Source organism: Nocardia glycosmidis, assembly GCF_052545115.1.
In genome coordinates, this window is record NZ_JBQWRH010000025.1 from 1 (window position 1) to 17,040 (window position 17,040).

Annotated in this window: 16 protein-coding genes; 5 read left to right on the forward strand and 11 right to left on the reverse strand. The window is 68.6% G+C overall.

What is annotated here, in order from left to right:
• The first annotated feature begins 34 nt into the window (after window positions 1-34).
• From ACT86A_RS24705 to ACT86A_RS24720, 4 genes are all read left to right on the forward strand, one after another.
• Entirely contained in the window at window positions 35-895 is an 861-nt protein-coding gene (locus tag ACT86A_RS24705) for a helix-turn-helix domain-containing protein (RefSeq protein ID WP_445094599.1), read from the forward strand.
• Between the two features lie 57 nt (window positions 896-952).
• Window positions 953-1,795 (forward strand): dienelactone hydrolase family protein, encoded by an 843-nt coding sequence (locus ACT86A_RS24710; protein WP_445094600.1) that lies wholly within the window; start codon window positions 953-955, stop codon window positions 1,793-1,795.
• Between the two features lie 63 nt (window positions 1,796-1,858).
• A complete protein-coding gene (locus tag ACT86A_RS24715; RefSeq protein WP_445094601.1) occupies window positions 1,859-2,737 on the forward strand; it encodes a VOC family protein in 879 nt (292 codons plus the stop codon).
• Between the two features lie 100 nt (window positions 2,738-2,837).
• Window positions 2,838-4,091 carry an FAD-dependent monooxygenase gene (locus tag ACT86A_RS24720; RefSeq protein WP_445094602.1) on the forward strand — a complete coding sequence of 418 codons (1,254 nt, stop codon included), beginning with the start codon at window positions 2,838-2,840 and terminating at the stop codon, window positions 4,089-4,091.
• 36 nt (window positions 4,092-4,127) lie between these two features.
• Here the strand turns inward: ACT86A_RS24720 and ACT86A_RS24725 are convergent, their stop codons facing one another.
• From ACT86A_RS24725 to ACT86A_RS24755, 7 genes are all read right to left on the reverse strand, one after another.
• Window positions 4,128-5,237, reverse strand: coding sequence for an NAD(P)-dependent alcohol dehydrogenase (locus ACT86A_RS24725; RefSeq protein WP_445094603.1), 1,110 nt, complete (start codon window positions 5,235-5,237; stop codon window positions 4,128-4,130).
• Window positions 5,238-5,260: 23 nt separating this feature from the next.
• Window positions 5,261-6,718, reverse strand: a complete 1,458-nt coding sequence (locus ACT86A_RS24730; RefSeq protein WP_445094604.1) for a benzaldehyde dehydrogenase — start codon at window positions 6,716-6,718, stop codon at window positions 5,261-5,263.
• A gap of 206 nt (window positions 6,719-6,924) precedes the next feature.
• On the reverse strand, window positions 6,925-7,860 hold the full coding sequence (locus ACT86A_RS24735; protein WP_445094605.1) for an SDR family oxidoreductase: 936 nt from the start codon (window positions 7,858-7,860) through the stop codon (window positions 6,925-6,927).
• A gap of 72 nt (window positions 7,861-7,932) precedes the next feature.
• A complete protein-coding gene (locus ACT86A_RS24740) occupies window positions 7,933-8,817 on the reverse strand; it encodes an amidohydrolase family protein (protein WP_445094606.1) in 885 nt (294 codons plus the stop codon).
• Window positions 8,814-10,190 carry a 3-hydroxyacyl-CoA dehydrogenase gene (locus tag ACT86A_RS24745; RefSeq protein ID WP_445094607.1) on the reverse strand — a complete coding sequence of 459 codons (1,377 nt, stop codon included), beginning with the start codon at window positions 10,188-10,190 and terminating at the stop codon, window positions 8,814-8,816. The genes ACT86A_RS24740 and ACT86A_RS24745 overlap by 4 nt, the downstream gene beginning before the upstream one ends.
• Window positions 10,187-12,352: an acetate--CoA ligase family protein gene (locus tag ACT86A_RS24750; protein WP_445094608.1), complete on the reverse strand. Its 2,166-nt coding sequence runs from the start codon at window positions 12,350-12,352 to the stop codon at window positions 10,187-10,189. Before ACT86A_RS24750 ends, ACT86A_RS24745 begins: the two co-directional genes overlap by 4 nt.
• A gap of 9 nt (window positions 12,353-12,361) precedes the next feature.
• Window positions 12,362-13,174 carry a crotonase/enoyl-CoA hydratase family protein gene (locus ACT86A_RS24755; protein WP_445094609.1) on the reverse strand — a complete coding sequence of 271 codons (813 nt, stop codon included), beginning with the start codon at window positions 13,172-13,174 and terminating at the stop codon, window positions 12,362-12,364.
• Window positions 13,175-13,352: 178 nt separating this feature from the next.
• Here ACT86A_RS24755 and ACT86A_RS24760 point away from each other — a divergent pair, with 178 nt between their 5' ends.
• Window positions 13,353-14,315 (forward strand): AraC family transcriptional regulator, encoded by a 963-nt coding sequence (locus ACT86A_RS24760; RefSeq protein WP_445094610.1) that lies wholly within the window; start codon window positions 13,353-13,355, stop codon window positions 14,313-14,315.
• Between the two features lie 21 nt (window positions 14,316-14,336).
• On the opposite strand, the gene ACT86A_RS24765 is transcribed toward ACT86A_RS24760, so the two are convergent.
• From ACT86A_RS24765 to ACT86A_RS24780, 4 genes are read right to left on the reverse strand one after another with little or no spacing between them, the layout of a single operon-like run.
• On the reverse strand, window positions 14,337-15,122 hold the full coding sequence (locus ACT86A_RS24765) for a GntR family transcriptional regulator (RefSeq protein ID WP_445094611.1): 786 nt from the start codon (window positions 15,120-15,122) through the stop codon (window positions 14,337-14,339).
• Complete coding sequence (locus ACT86A_RS24770; protein WP_445094612.1) at window positions 15,119-15,730, reverse strand: RraA family protein; 612 nt, start codon at window positions 15,728-15,730, stop codon at window positions 15,119-15,121. The genes ACT86A_RS24765 and ACT86A_RS24770 overlap by 4 nt, the downstream gene beginning before the upstream one ends.
• Window positions 15,727-16,398 (reverse strand): RraA family protein, encoded by a 672-nt coding sequence (locus ACT86A_RS24775; protein ID WP_445094613.1) that lies wholly within the window; start codon window positions 16,396-16,398, stop codon window positions 15,727-15,729. The genes ACT86A_RS24770 and ACT86A_RS24775 overlap by 4 nt, the downstream gene beginning before the upstream one ends.
• Window positions 16,385-17,038, reverse strand: coding sequence for an RraA family protein (locus ACT86A_RS24780; RefSeq protein WP_445094614.1), 654 nt, complete (start codon window positions 17,036-17,038; stop codon window positions 16,385-16,387). The genes ACT86A_RS24775 and ACT86A_RS24780 overlap by 14 nt, the downstream gene beginning before the upstream one ends.
• Window positions 17,039-17,040 lie beyond the last annotated feature (2 nt).

Here is a 17,040-nt window from a genome sequence, read left to right on the forward strand (position 1 = left end):
CGGAACCCCTGATTAGCCTGGATAGGTGGAGACGATGAGCCCGGACAGTGGTCGGGGCGGCGGATGGGATTTCGGGCGTCCGGCCGGCGCCGTATCGGCGGGCGGTGCTGTGTCGGCGGGCGGTGCCGCGATGATCGGGTTCCGTGATCGCGACGCCGCCGGGCTCGACATCCACGTGGTCGGGGTACCGGCGGTCACCGTGTTGATCGAGTTCGGCGGGAACGAACTGATCGTCGACAGCGCTGTCCGGCAGCAGGGGTACCCGGGTTTCGTCTCGGGAATCTCCACCGGGAGGATGCGTATCCGGAGCGAGCGGGCCGAGTGCATCGAGGTGCGCCTGTCGCCGATACGTGCCTATTCGTCGCTCGATCTCGCGCCGACCGAACTGGGCGGCGGAGTCGTCAGCGTGGAAGATCTGTGGGGACAATCGGCGCTGCGGTTGCGTGAGCGGCTTGCGGCCGCCGGGACATGGGACGAACGCTTTGCGCTGACGCAATCGTTTCTGGCGCACTGTGATACGAGGCCCCGGACACCGGACCCGGAAGTGGTTGCCAGCTGGGAACGCATTGTCGCGAGCCGGGGGCACGTCACGGTCGCCGAACTCGCCGCGTCCTGCGGGTGGAGCCGAAAACGGCTGTGGGCGAGGTTCGAATCCCAGGTCGGTCTCACCCCCAAAAGGGCCGCGATGCTGGTCCGGTTCCGGCGCGCGGTCGAGGGGCTGGTGGCGGGCCGACCCGCCGCCGACGTGGCAGCCGACTGTGGCTATACCGATCAGTCCCATCTCGGCCGGGACATGTCCAGCTTCGCCGACATCACGCCGGGCGCGGTGACGCGGGAGCCACACTCCTCGTTCTCGACGCACCGCAATCAGACCTGGGGAACATTTTTCCTATAGTCGGCGCGGCCGGTCAGCCGATAGTGAGAGCCATTCATTCCACGAGAAAGGCCTCACATGGCAGACGACGACCTCATCGACTTCCAGCGCGATACGTTCACCTACGATGGCAAGACCCGCACCCTCTTTCGTCGAGGATTCGGGCCCGCTGTCATTGTCATGGCCGAATTTCCGGGTATCTCGCCGCAAGTGTTCGACTTCGCGCGGCGGGTCGCGGACCTGGGGTGCACGGCGGTGGTGCCGCACCTGTACGGCAATCCCGGACGCGACCCGAACCCCGCCGCGCACGGGCTCGCCGCTGCCCTGACGAATGTGGCCGGTCAGTTCGGCCCGATCTGTGTGAGCCGAGAATTTCTGGTACTGGCGACCGGTCGCACCTCACCGGTCGTGCACTGGTTACGGGCACTGGCCGAGCACGAGCATCACCGTTGCGGCGGACCGGGAGTCGGCGCCGTCGGAATGTGCTTCACGGCCGGATTCGCCCTGGCCATGGCGGTCGACGACCGGTTGGTCGCACCCGTGTTGTCCCAGCCGGGGCTACCACTGGGGCTCACCTCCCGGCGGAAGTACAACATCGACCTCTCGCCGGCCGACCTGGCTCGGGTCAGACAACGCTGCGTGGATGGGCTTGCGGTAATGGGGCTGCGCTTCCGTGGCGATCGGCGTTCTCCCGCAGAGCGATTCGAGTTCCTGCGGGAGCAGCTCGGCGAGGCGTTCATCGCGATCGAACTCGATGACGCCGACGCGAATCCCGACGCAGCACTGAGCCCGCACTCGGTGCTGACCGAGCACCTCATCGATGAACCCGGCCAGCCCACGCAGGCCGCGCTGCACCAGGTATTGGACTTCCTCGGCGGCCGGCTCCTCGCTGATCACCGACCGATCGGCAAGCGGCCATAGCGGCCGAGCGGGATCGCACGAAGCCTTCTGGGCCGACCGACACACAAGAATCCAAGGAGCATCATGATCGCTCGAGACATCGACAGAATCGACCACTCCGTCCTCTACACCACGGACATGGACGCCACCGCGGCAACGTACGAAAGGCTCGGCTTCACCCTCAGCCCGTTGTCCATGCACATGGGCTCGGATCGTCCCGGCGGCGAACGCGCACCGATGGGCGCCGGCAACCGGTGCGCCCTGTTCGGCCGGACCTATCTGGAACTGCTCGGCCTATTCGGGGACGGGTCGGTCGACCCGTGGAACATCCGCCCGCTGATCGCCGAGTACGAAGGGCTGCACGGCTATTCGTTCGGCAGTCCCGACGCCGAACTCACCGAGAAACGGCTGCGCGCGGCGGGGCTGTCGGCGTCCGGTGTGCTGCCACTGCAGCGTGATGTGGACACACCCACCGGCGTGGCGACGGCCCGCTTTCAGGCGGTTCATCTCGACCGCGCACTCACCCCCGAGGGTTTGATCCATGCCGCGCAGCACCTCACGCCCGAGCTGATCCACCAGCCTCGTTACCTCGAGCATGCCAACGGCGCTACCGATCTGCACAGTGTGCTCCTGGTCGTGGACGATTCCCAGATCGGAGCGGTCGTCACGCGCTACGCACTCGTTCTCGATGTCGCGCCGGTAGCTGAGGGGCCGCTGCACGTCTTTGCGCTCCCAGCGGGCCGGGTGGAGATCGTCGCGGTCTCCGACTTCGGCGCGGTGCGGCCCGACGAGCCGGTGCCCGCACTGCCCTACATGGCTGGGCAGACGGTCACGGTGAAAGACGTCGCGTCGGCTCGAAAGCTGTTGCAAGGCAACGGCTTCACCACGCGCGATCTGCCCGGTGGGTTCTTCGTCGGGGCAGCGCAGGCATGCGGCGCGGCACTCGCCTTCCAGGCGGCGTGACGGCTGCACTGCCCGACTACACCACGGCTGCGGGCAGACACGATAACCAGGCACGCGCATGCCCATTGAACAAAACTTCGGCAAGTAAGGACGCAGACTGATGCGGATTCTCATCTCCGGCGCCGGCATCGCCGGTCCGGTCCTGGCGTACTGGCTCACCAGGCACGGATACTCCGTCACCGTCGTCGAGCGCGCACCGGCTCTGCGCAAGACCGGCGGCCATGCGGTCGACCTGTTCCGGCCCGCGATGAACATCTCGGAGCAGATGGGCGTGCTCCCGCGCGTCGAGGCGCGGGCTACCGGCACGAGCCGGATGACCCTCTACCCGGAGGGCGCACGGCGTTGCGTCCGGGTAGACGTCGCCAAGATCTTCAGCGCCACCTCCGACCGGCACGTCGAGATCATGCGCGACGACCTGAGCGAGATCTACTACGACGCCACGCACGAGGACGTCGAGTATGTCTTCGGTGATTCGATCACCGCGATCTCGCCCGACGCCGAGGTGCGGTTCGAGAACGCCGCACCACGCCGCTTCGACCTGGTCGTCGGCGCGGACGGGCTGCACTCCACCGTGCGCCGCCTCGTCTTCGGCGACGAGTCCCGCTTCAGCGCCGGCATCGGGGCGTACCTCGGGGTGCTGACCCTGCCCAACGCCTTCGGCCTCGACGGCGAACTCCGCCTCCACGTCGGCGTCGGCCGCACCGCGGGCATGTACGGCGCGCGGCACCTCGACGGCGCGCGGGCGCTGTTCCTGTTCCGGAGCGATCGCGAGTTCGACTACCAGCACCGCGACGTGGTCCGGCAGAAAGACCTGCTGCGCAGTGCGTTCCGCGGCATGCACACCGACGTGGATCGCTGGCTGGACCAGCTCGATTGCACTCCGGCGTTCTACTTCGACTCGATCACCCAGCTCCGCATGGACACCTGGTCGCGGGGACGGGTGACGCTCGTCGGCGACGCGGGCTACTGCCCCGGCCCGGCCGTTGGCGGCAGCACCACCCTGGCCGTCGTCGGCGCGTACGTCCTCGCCGGGGAGCTGGCGCGGGCGGGCGGCGACCACGAGCGCGCCTTCCCCGCCTACGAGCGCGCGATGGCCGAGCATGTGCGCGGCAGCCACGCGGTCGCGCTGAGCGTGGCGAAGACCCTGATCCCCACCTCCCGCCTCGGCGTATCGGGCCTGGTCCAGGGCACTCGCCTGATCTCCGCCCTGCCCGCGGGGCCCAGGCGCGCGCTCCTGCGCCGCGCCACCAAGAGCGCACGCCTCTACAACTGCATGACCGTCGAGGACTACCCGCCGGCACCCGCCGCGTCAGGCGGCCGGGCCGGTTTCGTGGGCGACCGAAGCGGTAACTAGCCGCGGTGGCCGCCCGCCCGGGACCGGCCGTGGATACTACGCGGTGTCGAACCGGAGAACCGGCTTGACCGCCTCTCCGGCGTGGACGGCACGGGCCGCATTCTCGATGTCACTGAACGCGAACTCGGTGATGAGCCGCTCCAGCGGCAGCCGGCCGGCCTGGTATTGCGTGACGAGAAACGGGATGAAGGTCTCCGGCAGCGAATCGCCCTCGGTGACGCCTATCACCTGCTTGCCGGACAGGAGCCCGTTGACGTCGAGGGACACCTCCGAACCGAACGGGGGCACCCCGACCACCGCGCACGAGCCCTGCGCGGCCAGGGCGTCGACTGCACCGCGCAGCACCGCGGTGTTGCCGGTGGTCTCGACGGCGTGGTCGACGCCGCGGCCGTGGGTGATCTCGGCGATGGCTGCGGCAACGTCCTGCTCCGCCGCGTTGACGGTATGCGTTGCCCCGAGATCGCCGGCCAGTTGGAGACGCTCGGGTACTCGATCGACGGCGATGATCGTGCCCGCGTGGGTCCACGTCGCCGCGATCACCGAGGACAGGCCGACCGCGCCGGACCCGAACACCGCCAACGAGCAGCCATACTTGGGCCGCAGTACGTTGAGGACCGCACCGACTCCGGTCTGCACACCGCAGCCCAGCGGCGCCACAACATGCAGCGGCACGGCGGGGTCCACTGCGACCAGGCTGCGCTCGTCACACAACGCCCGCGTCGCGAAGGACGACTGCCCGAAGAAGCGGCCACCCAACTCCTGCGTGCCGCGCCGGAGCGTCTTGCTGCCGTCAGCGCGTTGTCCCAGGAGATTGGCCGACGGCCAGGTGGCGCAGTAGGCCGGATGTCCGCTACCGCATGCCTGGCAGCGACCACAGGAAGTGAAGGTGAGTATGACGTGGTCGCCCGGTTTTACGCGGGTGACCGCCGCGCCAACCGTCTCGACCACGCCGGCACCCTCATGGCCCAGCACGCCGGGCAACGGGAAAGGGAGGTAACCGGCCTGGACGCTCAGGTCGGTGTGGCACAGACCGGCGGCGACCAAACGCACGACCACCTCGTTGGGGCCGGGACGGTCGAGTTCGATCTCCTGCAATGTGAAGGGGGCACCCACGGTGTCGACCACCGCTGCTTGTGCTCTGGTCATGCTGATTTCCTCTGCGTGCCGGATCAGAACGGGTATGTCGGCGCCGTGGCGCGGATCGTCATCCATTGCGTCTCGGTGAAGGCTTCGATGTTTGCGCGGCGCCCGCCGACCCGCGAGGAGCCGGAAGCGCGAACACCACCGAACGGGGCGGTGGGGTCGTCGTTGATGGTCTGGTCGTTGATGTGCACCAGGCCGGCGGGAACGCGATCGACGATCGCCATCGCGGCGGCGAGGTCGTTGGTGAGTACGCCGAGGCTGAGCCCGTACTCGGTGTCGCGCGCCATCGCCACCGCCTCATCGATCGTCGTGAACTTGCGGACACACGCCACCGGGCCGAAGACCTCCTCGGCGTACGCCGGAATCTCCGGAGTGCAGTCGGCCAGCACGGTGGGCCGGTAGAACAACCCGTCGTGGGTGCCGCCGGCGACCAGCCGTGCCCCGGCGGCGACGCTGCGGTCGACGAGGTCCTCGACGCGGCCGAGCTGCTTCTGGTCGATCATGGGTCCGACAGCGACGTCCGTGCGGAAACCGTCGCCCACCGTCAGCGCGTCCGCTTTTTTCGCGAGCCGGCCTACGTAGTCGTCGTATACCGATTCGTGCACCAGATGCCTGCCGATCGCCATGCAGACCTGGCCGGAATGGACGAAGGTCCCGAACGCGCCACATGACGCGGCGGCCTCGAGATCCACGTCGCCCAATACGATCAGCGAGTTGTTGCCGCCGAGCTCCAGATGTGCCCGCGTGAGCGTCGTTGCCGCTTGCGCGCCGATGATCCGGCCGGCCGCGGTCGAGCCGGTGAAGGACACCACGCGCACTTCGGGATGGTCGATCATGGCGCGGCCGACGTCGGCGCCACCGGGCAGCATGTGCAGCACGCCTTCGGGAAGCCCCGCTTCCTCGAAGATCCGGGCGATGAGCACGCCGCCGCACACGGCGGTGCGGGGGTCGGGCTTCAGCAGTACCGCGTTGCCGAGCGCGAGCGCGGGCGCGATCGAGCGCATCGACAAGATGAGCGGGAAATTGAACGGAGAGATCACCGCGACCACGCCGACGGGGATCTTTCGCTCGATACTCAGCCGGGGCATCGGGGACCGCAACAGCTCACCGTAGGGGGAGCCGGCCAGAGCGGCGGCCTCCGCGCACTCGCCGATCGAGCCCTGCACCTCGATGTCGCCTTTGAACCGGGTCGAACCGGCTTCCCGGATCAGCCAATCGACGATCTCGGTTCGGTGCTCCTGGAACAGCGCCGCCGCCCGCTGCAGTACCGCGGAACGTTCGAGGTAGGGCCGGGCCGCCCATTCCCGCTGTGCGGTGGCGGCCCGCTCCCCCGCCCGCACGACATCCTGCGGCGAGGCCGTGCCCACGCTGCCCAGTGGTCGACCTGTGGCAGGTTCCACCACCTCGTACCGGACGCCGCTGCCACTGTGCCACTGACCCGCGAAGATATTGCCGGACCACTCGACGCTTTCGAGCAGAGTCATCGCAGGCTCCTTCCTTTTGTTTCTGATAATTTGAACAGCCGATCGTGCGCACCATCGGTGCGGCTCGCGGCGTAATGGACCGGCAGCGCATTTCTTGTATTTCATGTGGGCTGCGCGATGTGCGAATCCGGACGATCGAGCGTCCGATATTTTTCTGTCGAAAAGCGGCAAGCAATGACAGGTAATTCCAGCAGCGGTCGGCGCCGTCAGGGGCCGAGCAGATCGTCCCGATGCGCCGAGAGCCATTCGCGAACGCTCGTGGGCCGGCGTCCGATCGTCCGTTCGACGAAGTCGTTTCGCGCCCAGACGACTTCGTTGTCCTGCTCGTACTGGAAGAATTCCCACAGATAATCGAGCCGCCGGTCCCCCATTTCGGCATATTCGGCGAAGAACCCGGCCCGGCTTCCGTCATAGGCGATCGGCTCACCCCAGACATCGGACATCAATTCCGCGACCTCGCCGAACCGGAGGATATCCTGTCCGTTGTTCATCGTGTGGAATTGTCCGATGTGCCGCTGATTATCCGACAGGAACAGGCGTCCGGCCACTTCGGCTATATCGGAGGGGTCGATATAGGGGATCAGTCGATCGGGCCATACGAGCGTCCGGCGCTCGCGCAGCGCTCGCACCATCCAACGGAAATTGTCGATGAATGTGGCGCCGCTGTTGAGGAAGGTGGCGGGCAGACCGCTGTCGCCGAGCACCGCCTTGGCGATCGGGTGCTGGATCGGCAGGCCCAATCCGTGATCGCGCAGGGATTGCGGGATGCGACCGGGGTCGGCTTCCGGCTGCATTCCGAGCAACCGGATGACGTGCGGATTCACCCGTGCCGATCGGCAGGCCTCGACGAGACCCGTCATCGCCGGCGCTTCGTCCGTACCGCTCGGCGTCAGGACGAAAATTCCCTCGATATCGCGCACCGCCGCCTCGAGAGACGCGCGATCGGTGTAGTCCGCCTGCACAACCTCGGCGTGCGGGAACTGCGCCTGAAGCGTGGCGGCGCGTGCGCTATCGCGCGAGGCCAGGCGCAGGTGGACCGTCGGCGCCTCACGCGCCAGGAAGCGGGCGAGTGGCCCGCCGATATGGCCGCCCGCGCCGAAGATCAGGACGCTGCTGGGTACCGGCTTACAGTTGTACGGCAACCTATTTTCCTCTACTCGAATGTCGAACACGATCAGTGGCGACCGGCCCACGGTGGCGCCGGCGAGCCCGGCTCACAAGCCCAGCAGCCGCACGGCGTTGTCCTTGAGCAACCCAGGCTTGACCTCGTCCCTGATGCCAGTCTGCTCCAGGTCCGCGAGCCAGCGCTCGGGGGTGATCATCGGGAAGTCGCTGCCGAAGAGAACCTTGTCGCGCAGCAGTGTGTTGGCGTACTGAACGAGGATGGGCGGGAAGTACTTCGGCGACCAACCGGACAGCTCGAGGTACACCTGAGGTTTGTGGACGGCGACGGCCAGCGCCTCCTCCTGCCACGGGAAGGAAGGATGCGCGAGCACGATCGGCATGTCGGGAAAGTCGACGGCGACGTCGTCGAGGTGCAGCGGGTTGGAGTACTTCAGCCGGAAGCCGCCGCCGCCTCGGGTACCGGCTCCCGCTCCACTCTGGCCGGTGTGGAACAGCGCGGGAATGCGATGTGCGTTGAGTACCTCGTAGAGGTCGTACGCCTTGCGGTCGTTGGGGTAGAAAGCCTGCGCGTTCGGATGGAACTTGAACCCGCGGACGCCACCTTCGACGATGAGCCGCTCCGCGGTGCGAGCGCCCTGCTCGCCGCGGTCGGGATGCACGCTCGCGAACGGAATCACGATGTCGCTGTGCGCGGCCGCTTCCTCGATGATCTCGTCGTTGCTCAGCGCCGGATCGGGCTGCGACGGGCCCCGGTCGACGGTGAAGGTGACCGCCGCGATGCTCAGCTCGCGGTAGTAGGCCGCCAGATCCGGCAACGTTCCGGAAGGCGCATGCTCGGTCTTGAAGAACTTCGCCATCGCGGCGCGGACCTCGTCGTGCGCCGGCGCGGGGGTTCGCGCGGAGACGTCGACGTGGGTGTGCATGTCGAGCGCGGTGATCGCGTCGAGATCGATCGCGGGTCGGTAGCTGGTCATGACAACACTCCGTTCGCAGCCGCACCGAGGTCGGCGAAAGCCGCGCCGGTGCGAGCGAGTTGTACCAGTAGCGGCGCCGGTTCCCACCACACGCCGTGCTGTCGGTGCAAGCGCTCGACGGCGGCCAGCACGTCAGCCGAACCGACCGAGTCGGCCCAGTACAGCGGGCCACCCTTGCGGGCGGGGAAGCCGTAGCCGGTGACGTAGACGAGGTCGATGTCGCTGGGCTGGGCGGCGACGCCCTGCTCCAACAGCCACGCCGCACGGTTCACCAGGGCGTACAGGCAACGCTCGAGGATCTCGTCGGCACCGATCCGGCGGCGCTCGATGCCGATGCGCGCGGAGTACTCCGCGAGCTGCCGATTCAGGTCCGGGTCCGGATGCGGAGTTCGGTCTCCGTCAACGTAGCGGTACCAACCGGCGCCGCTCTTCTGGCCGAGCCGGCCCAGATCGACGAGCCACAGGTCGAGGTCGCAGTAGCGACGGCCCGTCGGCCGGGTCGCGATCGCCCGGCGACGAGAATCGACGGCCAGGTCGTGCCCGGCCATATCGGTCATGGTGAACGGGCCCATGGCGAACCCGAACTGCGTGAGGACGCGGTCGACATCTGCGGGGAACGCGCCCTCCTCGAGGAGGAACAGCGCCTCCCGGTGGTAGTCGAAGAGCATCGCGTTGCCGATGAACCCGCGCGCGTTGCCCGCGCGTACCGGCGCCTTGCCCAGCAACCGGCCCAGCGCCATCAGGCGAGCCACGGTCAACGGTGCCGTCTGAGCGCCCGGCACGACCTCGAGCAGGCGCATCACCTGCGCGGGGCTGAAGAAGTGCGCCCCGATGACATCCTCCGGGCGACTGGTCACACTCGCGATGGCATCGATATCCAGCGCGGAGGTATTGGTCGCGAGCAGGGTGCCGGGACGCGCATGCCGGTCGATCGCGCCGAAGACATCCTGCTTCACCGCCAGCTCCTCGAAGACCGCCTCCACCACGACGTCGGCCTGGCCGATGGCTGCCATGTCGGTTGCCCTCCCGATGAGCGCGAGCCGCTGGTCGGCATCGGCTGCATCGAGCCGGCCGCGGCGCACGCTCGATGCGTAGTTCGCGGCGACCCGGGACAGACCGCGGTCGAGATCGTGCGTGCTGCGATCGATCAGCGTCACCGGGATCCCGGCATTCGCCAGCGCCATCGCGATCCCGCCGCCCATCGTCCCAGCACCGACTACCGCGGCGTGACCGGGACGCCAGCCGGCGTCTACCCGAGGCAGGCCCGGTAGGTTGCCGGCCGCGCGCTCCGCATGCCGCACATGCTCCAGCGCGGCGGCCTCGCCGTCGGCGCCGACCGCGCCGCTCGTCGCCGCGGGAGTGTGCTCCGTCATGTTCGGCTCACCGCCTCTGTGGTCCGGTCGGCGTCGCTACCGATGATGAGCACGTCGAGCGCCGTCGCTCCGTCGGCACGGGCCAGAAGTGGGTTGATGTCGATCTCGGCGATGTCGGGATGCTCGGTCACCAGTCGGCCAACGGTGGCGACCACTCTGGCCACCGCGGCCAGGTCGACGGCGGCGGACCCGCGGAACCCGCCCAAGAGCTTCGCCGACCGCAGCTTCTCGAGCTCGTCGACGATCTCGGATTCGGCCAGGTCCGGCGGGATCAGCCGGACGTCGCCGAGCGCCTCGACCCAGATGCCGCCGAGTCCGATCATCACGACCGGGCCCCAGGCCGAGTGCCGCTTCGCGCCGACCATCAACTCGATGCCCCGGGGTGCCATTGCCTCGACGAGGACCCCGTCGAGATCGACGCCGGTGGCTGCCGCGACACGGTCGTTCAGCTCGGTCCAGGCGGTGCGCAGGCCGGCCTCGTCGGCGATGCCGAGTACCAGCCCGCCCACCTCGGTCTTGTGCTGCAGAGCCGCGGCCTGCACTTTGGCCGCCACCGGATACCCGATCTTCGCGGCGATAGCGACGGCCTCGTCGACGGAGGTGGCCAGCGCGCCCTCCGGAACCGGCACGCCGACCGCGGCCAGGATCCGCTTGCCGCGCCATTCCGGCTGCGCGCCCGGACCGAGATCGAGGGGACCGATCAGGTCATCCCGTGCGGTGGCGACGGCCCGGGCGCGGGCCAGGGAGCGCCCGTAGCGGGTCACCGCGGCCATCGCCCGCAGGCTGCGCTCCGGCGAGCTGGAGATGACCACCCCGTGCTCGGCGGCATAGGCGCCCAGTTCAGCGGGGATCGGCAGCACGTCGCCGAGCAGGGCGACCGCGACGGGTTTGGGCTGCCCAGCCGCGGCCCTGGTCACCTGCCTGAGCATCTCCTGGTTGGCGGTGGGATGCGAATACGGGACGGCGAGCGTGACCGAACCGATCCGATCGTCGCCGAGCAGTGCGGCGAGCCCGTCGTGGAACAGCTCCGGATCGGTGACGACCGCCGTGCCGAGGTCGAGCGGGTTGCTCGGCTTCATGTACGCCGGCAGCCGGGCCCCGAGGGTTTCCTCGGTGCCCGGGGAGAGAGCCGGAACCTCGATGTCGAGATCGCCCAGCGCATCGAGAGCGATCGCGCAGAAGGCTCCCGAGGTGGTCGCGACCGCGGCGCCTCCCGTCGGGGGCTGGGGGTACCGCGCGAGAATCTCGGCCACATCGACGAGTTCCTCGATGGACTCCACCACGCACGCGCCCGCGTGCGTCGCCAGGGTTTTCATCACCCCGTAGTCCGCGGCGAGCGCCCCGGTGTGCGACGCCGCGGCCTGCTGGGCCCTGGCACTGCGGCCGGTATGCATCAATACCAGCAATTTTCCCCGCGCACGCACCTTCCGGACCGCCTCCAGAAAGCCATCCGGATCACGGATGTCCTCGGCATAGACGACGGCGCCGCCGGTCGCGGGGTCGTCGGCGAGATACGCCAGGTAGTCGCTCAGCGTGAGTCCGGCTTCGTTGCCGGTCGAGAGGCGATATGAGATCGGCACTCCCCGGGCCTGCAAGCCTTGGAAGATCATGCTCATGAGCCCGCCGCTCTGGGCCAGCACGGCCACAGCGGGCCCCGCGGTCGGGTCGAGCCGGCGTACCGGAGTATCAGGCAGGAAGACCGTGTTCAGCGGCTCGACGTAGTTGGTGTAGCCGATGCAGTTCGGCCCGACGAGATGCAACCCGCCCGCCCGGGCCAGCCGGGTGATCTCCGCCTGCTCGGCGCGACCCGCGTCGCCGAACTCGGCGAACCCGGATGCGTAGATGACGCCCACGCGGACGCCCCTGCGGATACAGGCCGCGACCGCGTCCCGGATTCCGGTCGCGGGCAGGATCAGCAGCGCGAGATCGACGCCCATGGGCAGCTCGTCGACAGCAGCCAGCAGCGGAAGTCCGCCGATCTCCCCGCCGGATCGGCCGACCAGGTGGATCTCGCCGCGATAGTCGTTGCGCTGGAGATTGTCCAGCAGGGTGCGCCCGCTCGATCCCGGCTTCGCGGAGACGCCGACGATCGCGATCGACCGTGGGTTGAGTATTGTCTCCACCGCCGAGGCGGGGGTCGATTCATCTCGGTTGCTCGTCATCGGGCACCTTTACCGGGTTGTTTTCACTTGTGCGACGGTGGCAGGGCGCTCCAGCGGCTCGGCTCGCTTCTCGACGAAATCCCGCAGGCGCTGCTCGGACTCCGCCGAGAGCGCATTGTGAGCCACCAGGGTCTCGACGAAGAGGCCGTCGTCGTAGGACATGTCGTTCACCCGGGCGAGTCCCTGCGTGATCGCCCAATTGGACTCGGGGGTGTTGCCGGCGACGGTCTTCGCGATTTGACGCGCGGTCTCGAGCGCTTTGCCCGTGTCGACCCGATACTGGACCAGGTTCTGGGCGAGCGCCTGCTCGGCGTCGAGGACCCGGCCGGTGAGCATCATGTCGGTCATTCGCGCGTTGCCCAGCAGGCGCTGAACGCGGACCGAGCCACCAGCGCCGACGTATATCCCGCGCCGCGCCTCGGGCAGCGCGAAGAAGGCGGTGTCGTCGGCCACCCGGATGTGCGCCGAGGCGGCCAGCTCGAGCCCTGCGCCGACCACCGCACCGGTCAGGGCAGCGATCACGGGGATACGTCCGCGGGCGATCTTGTCGAAAGCGATATGCGGAGCATGCGGGCCTACCCGCGTCCGTTGCATGTCCCCGGCCAGCAGGCGGCGAGCGGTCTCGGCGAGGTCCAGACCAGCTGAGAAGTCGCCGCCGACGCCGAAGATCACGGCCACCTTCGCGTGCCGGGCGGCCTCGTCGATGAGCCGACCGAGTTCCACGAACATCTGCTCGTGCAGCGCGTTGCGCTTTTCTGACCGGTTGATCCCGATCAACCCGACGTCGCCGTCGAGTTCATACGTCAACTGGTTCTCCGCCATCGGGGAATCATCTCCTTTACACCGGGGCGACGCCCGCACAGCTTGCGGTCCGCGTGCAGTCCGGATTCGAGCCTCAAGTAAACCGCGCAGCAGAAAGAGCATCCATGCCGTAATGTCGCTGAAAACGATTAAATCGTCCAATGCTGGCCGAGCTGGCGATGGATAGTACGGAGAACCGATGCCACCGCAGAAACCCCTGGCCGACCCGGCCGCCGCGGACGTCGACGTGCTCGCGTCCCTACTGGATGTGCATCGCCTGACCACCGTCGTGGCGGGCCGGATCGACCTCACCACGCCGTGGCGGGTGAACTGTGCGCCGACCACGTTGCTGGTGGTTCTGGTCCAGGTCGCCGGTGAGAGTCACCTGGTCCCGGCACCGGGCGCCGCGCCGATCGTGACCAAGCCAGGGGATGTCGTGATCCGCCCGCACGGCGCGGCCGGATACCTGCACGACGGCTCCGACCCGCCGGATACCACCTGGACGTTCACCCTCCCGCCCGCCGGTACGGCGACGCCGCAGCCGCTGCGCTTGACTCGTGGCGACGACCCCGGCAGCTCCTTCGTGTGCTGCCTGATGCAGATGGGTGACGCGCCGCGCGGGCCACTGTGGGACAGCCTTCCCGCGGTGATCCATGTCCCCGGGAACGGCCTGGCCGGGTCCAGGCCGCTGCGGCACATCGCCGACACGATGATCGAGGAGAGTGCGTCACCCGGTCCGGCGAGTACCCGGCTGATGAGCCGCCTCGCGGAGATCCTGCTGATCCTCGCCCTGCGGCTGGAGACCCACGACAGCAGCGGCCCACCCGGTTTTCGAGCCCTCGCCGACCCGTTGATCGCGCCCGCCATCACGCTGATCCATGCCGACCCCGGGCATTCCTGGTCGGTCGCCGCGCTCGCGTCGGCCTGCGGCCTGTCGCGATCGGCCTTCGCTGCCCGGTTCGCCGAGGCGGTCGGCGAAACCCCGCACTCCTATCTCATCCGCTGGCGAATGGCGACCGCCGCGAAACTCCTTGCCACGACCGACCTCGCGGTCGCCCGCGTCGCGACTGCCGTCGGGTACATCAGCGAGGCGGCCTTCCGGCGCGCCTTCGCCGACCACCTCGGCAGCACCCCACGCGAGTACCACAAACGCCACCGCTGAGCGGTCCAGCCGGCCTGCGTGCTACTGCCCGGTGCCGAACTCCACGCCGTATCCGATGTCACCGGCGAGCATGGTGAGCGCGGCCGCACGGGTCTCGCGCCGGTGGCGAGCGAGGATCCGCAGGCACAGGGCCCGGTCTCGGGCAGCGAGCGCGTCGATGAGCTGATCGTGCTCTTCGGTGGCGATCGCGGTGTCCGTGGTGGCTACGTGCAGCAGACGGTACGGCTCGGACATGGTCCAGAATTTCTCGGCCTCGGCCAGATACACCGCCATCGGGGACAGCTGGAAGATCTCCCGGTGCAGGACCCGGTTGAGCCGGTTGACCGCCGAGACATCCCGTGCCACCGCGGCGGTGGCGATCTCCCGGTTGATGCCGCGCAATCGGGTCACCTCATCGCCGGTGGGCCAGCGCACCGTCCGGATCAGCTCCGTCTCCAGGAACTCGAGCAGGTTGTGGATCTGCCCGAGCTCTTCGGCGTTGAGCCTCGTGACGAAATAGCCCTGGTGCGGCCGATGCGTCAACAGACCTTCGGTCGTGAGTACCCGCAGCGCCTCCCGCAGCGGCACCCGACTGATCCCCAGCACGCGAGCCATTTCCTCTTGTCGGATCTGCTGGCCCGGCAGGAGGGCACGATTGATGATCATGTCCCGTAACCGGTTGATCACATCCGCGACGCTTCGGTTCTGGACAGTGGACGCGGACGCGATCGCAACCACCTTCCTCGGCGTGACCCGCCCCTGTTCGCTGAGCACCACCGCTCGCACTATAGCAGCGGCAGGCTCGCCAGCCGCCGGACGAAAGCTCATGGCAGACCGTAGAGCGCCACGGTTGTTTCTCCCGCACGCAGCCGCTGGATGTACTCGGTCTCAGTTCGTTCACGCTCGACGGATCTGTTCCTGACGTCGTCGGCGCGCGCCGCGGGAATGCACACGACTCCGTCGGCATCGGCGACGACGAGGTCACCGAGACCGATGACGACCTCGCCCAACTGGACGGGTTCGCCCAGTTCGCCGTCACCGTGCGGGTCCTTCCCGGTGCCACGGACGCAGAGCCGCTCGGCGAAGACGGGCCAGCCGAGCTCGATCAGCTGCCGGGAGTCGCGGACTCCACCGTTGATCACCAGGCCCGCGAGGCCGCGGGCGATCGCGGCCTCGGCCAGGATCTCACCCCAGTAGCCGTACTCGAGACCGCCACCGGTATCGACGATCAGCACCTCACCACGGCGGGCCGCGTACACCGCGCGATGTAGCCAAAGGTTGTCCCCCGGTGGCACCCGCACGGGAAACGCCGGTGCCGCCAGGTGCATGTCCGGGGACAGCGGCTTGATCGCCGACGGCAACGAACCGATGCGGCCGGCCGCCTCGTGCACCGTGGCCGAACTCAACTCGATACCGCCCCCGCCGGTCGGTGTCATGACGTCCGTCCGGTCAGGTGCTGCAGGTCGTGATAGCCATGCGTACGGCGGGCTTCCCGCAGCGATGTTCCGGCCTCGACGGCCCGGCGAATGCTCTCTTCCGCGCGCTCGATCTCCTCCGCCGCCGTCAGCACCTCATCGACACGGGAGAAGGGGATCGCCACCAATCCGTCGCCGTCGCCGAGCAGCAGGTCACCCGGCTCGACCCGGACGCCGCCGACCGACACCGCCACCTGAGTGCCCTCGACCCGGACGCGATCCTTGCCGGTGCGCATCCAATTGCCCCGGGAGAAGATCGGGTAGCCGAGGGTGAGGCTGCGGTCCACGTCCCGGCAGACACCATCGATCACCGTTCCGGCGATACTCCGGCTATGGGCGGTTGACGTGAGCAGGTCACCCCACACTGTGGCGTCGAGACGGCCCTGGTTGTCGAGCACCACGACATCGTCCGGGCCGAGGTCGTCGATGAAGTCACCGACCGTGCCACGGTCCTGCCCGACGGGCCCGTATCGAACCGTCCAGGCGTGGCCGACCAGCCGGAACGACCTGTCGAGGGGCGTGATGCCCAGGGCCTGCCCCGCGATGCCGAGGCGGTCCAGTGCGTCGGAGACCGCGGAGGTCGGCAATGCGGCCAGCCGGGTTTTCGGTGTCTGATCAGCGGTTACCATCGGTCAGCTCCTCGTATGTCTTGCCCATCACGCTGGAGACCGGAGTCCCCGCCTGGATCGCGGTGGCCATGGCCGCCTCGGTGGCGACGATCCGCTCCGCAGTGGCCAGCACGTCCTGCGCCTGTCCCGCCGGGACAACCACTACCCCGCCGGCGTCAGCGAGGACGAGGTCACCGGGGGCGACGGGTATTCCGGCAATCTCGACCGGCTCACCCCAGGCCAGCTCGACCGCCCGCCCCCGGGCGGTGACAGGTGTAGCGGCGCGCGCGAACACCGGCAGTCCCACTTCGCTCGCCTCGCTCAGGTCGCGGGCTGCCCCATCGACCACCACGCCTTCGACGCCACGTATTGCGGCGGCACGCGACAACAGGCCACCCCAGCCGGCGCAGTCGATGCGACCCTGGTGGGCAACCACGACGACGTCATCCGGGCCGGAGGCGTCGACGGCGGCGGTCCCGAGATGCCGCTGCGGCGATCCCGCGTGCTGCGCGGGTGGCGGGCCCAGCAGGACGGTGACCGCCCGGCCCGCCAGGGGCCGGTCGGCGGCCAGTGGCCGCAGCCCGTGGACAACGCCGGTGCGGCCGTGCCGATCCAGGGCGTCGGACACGGCGCAAGTATCCAGTGCGCGGAGCCGTTTCACGA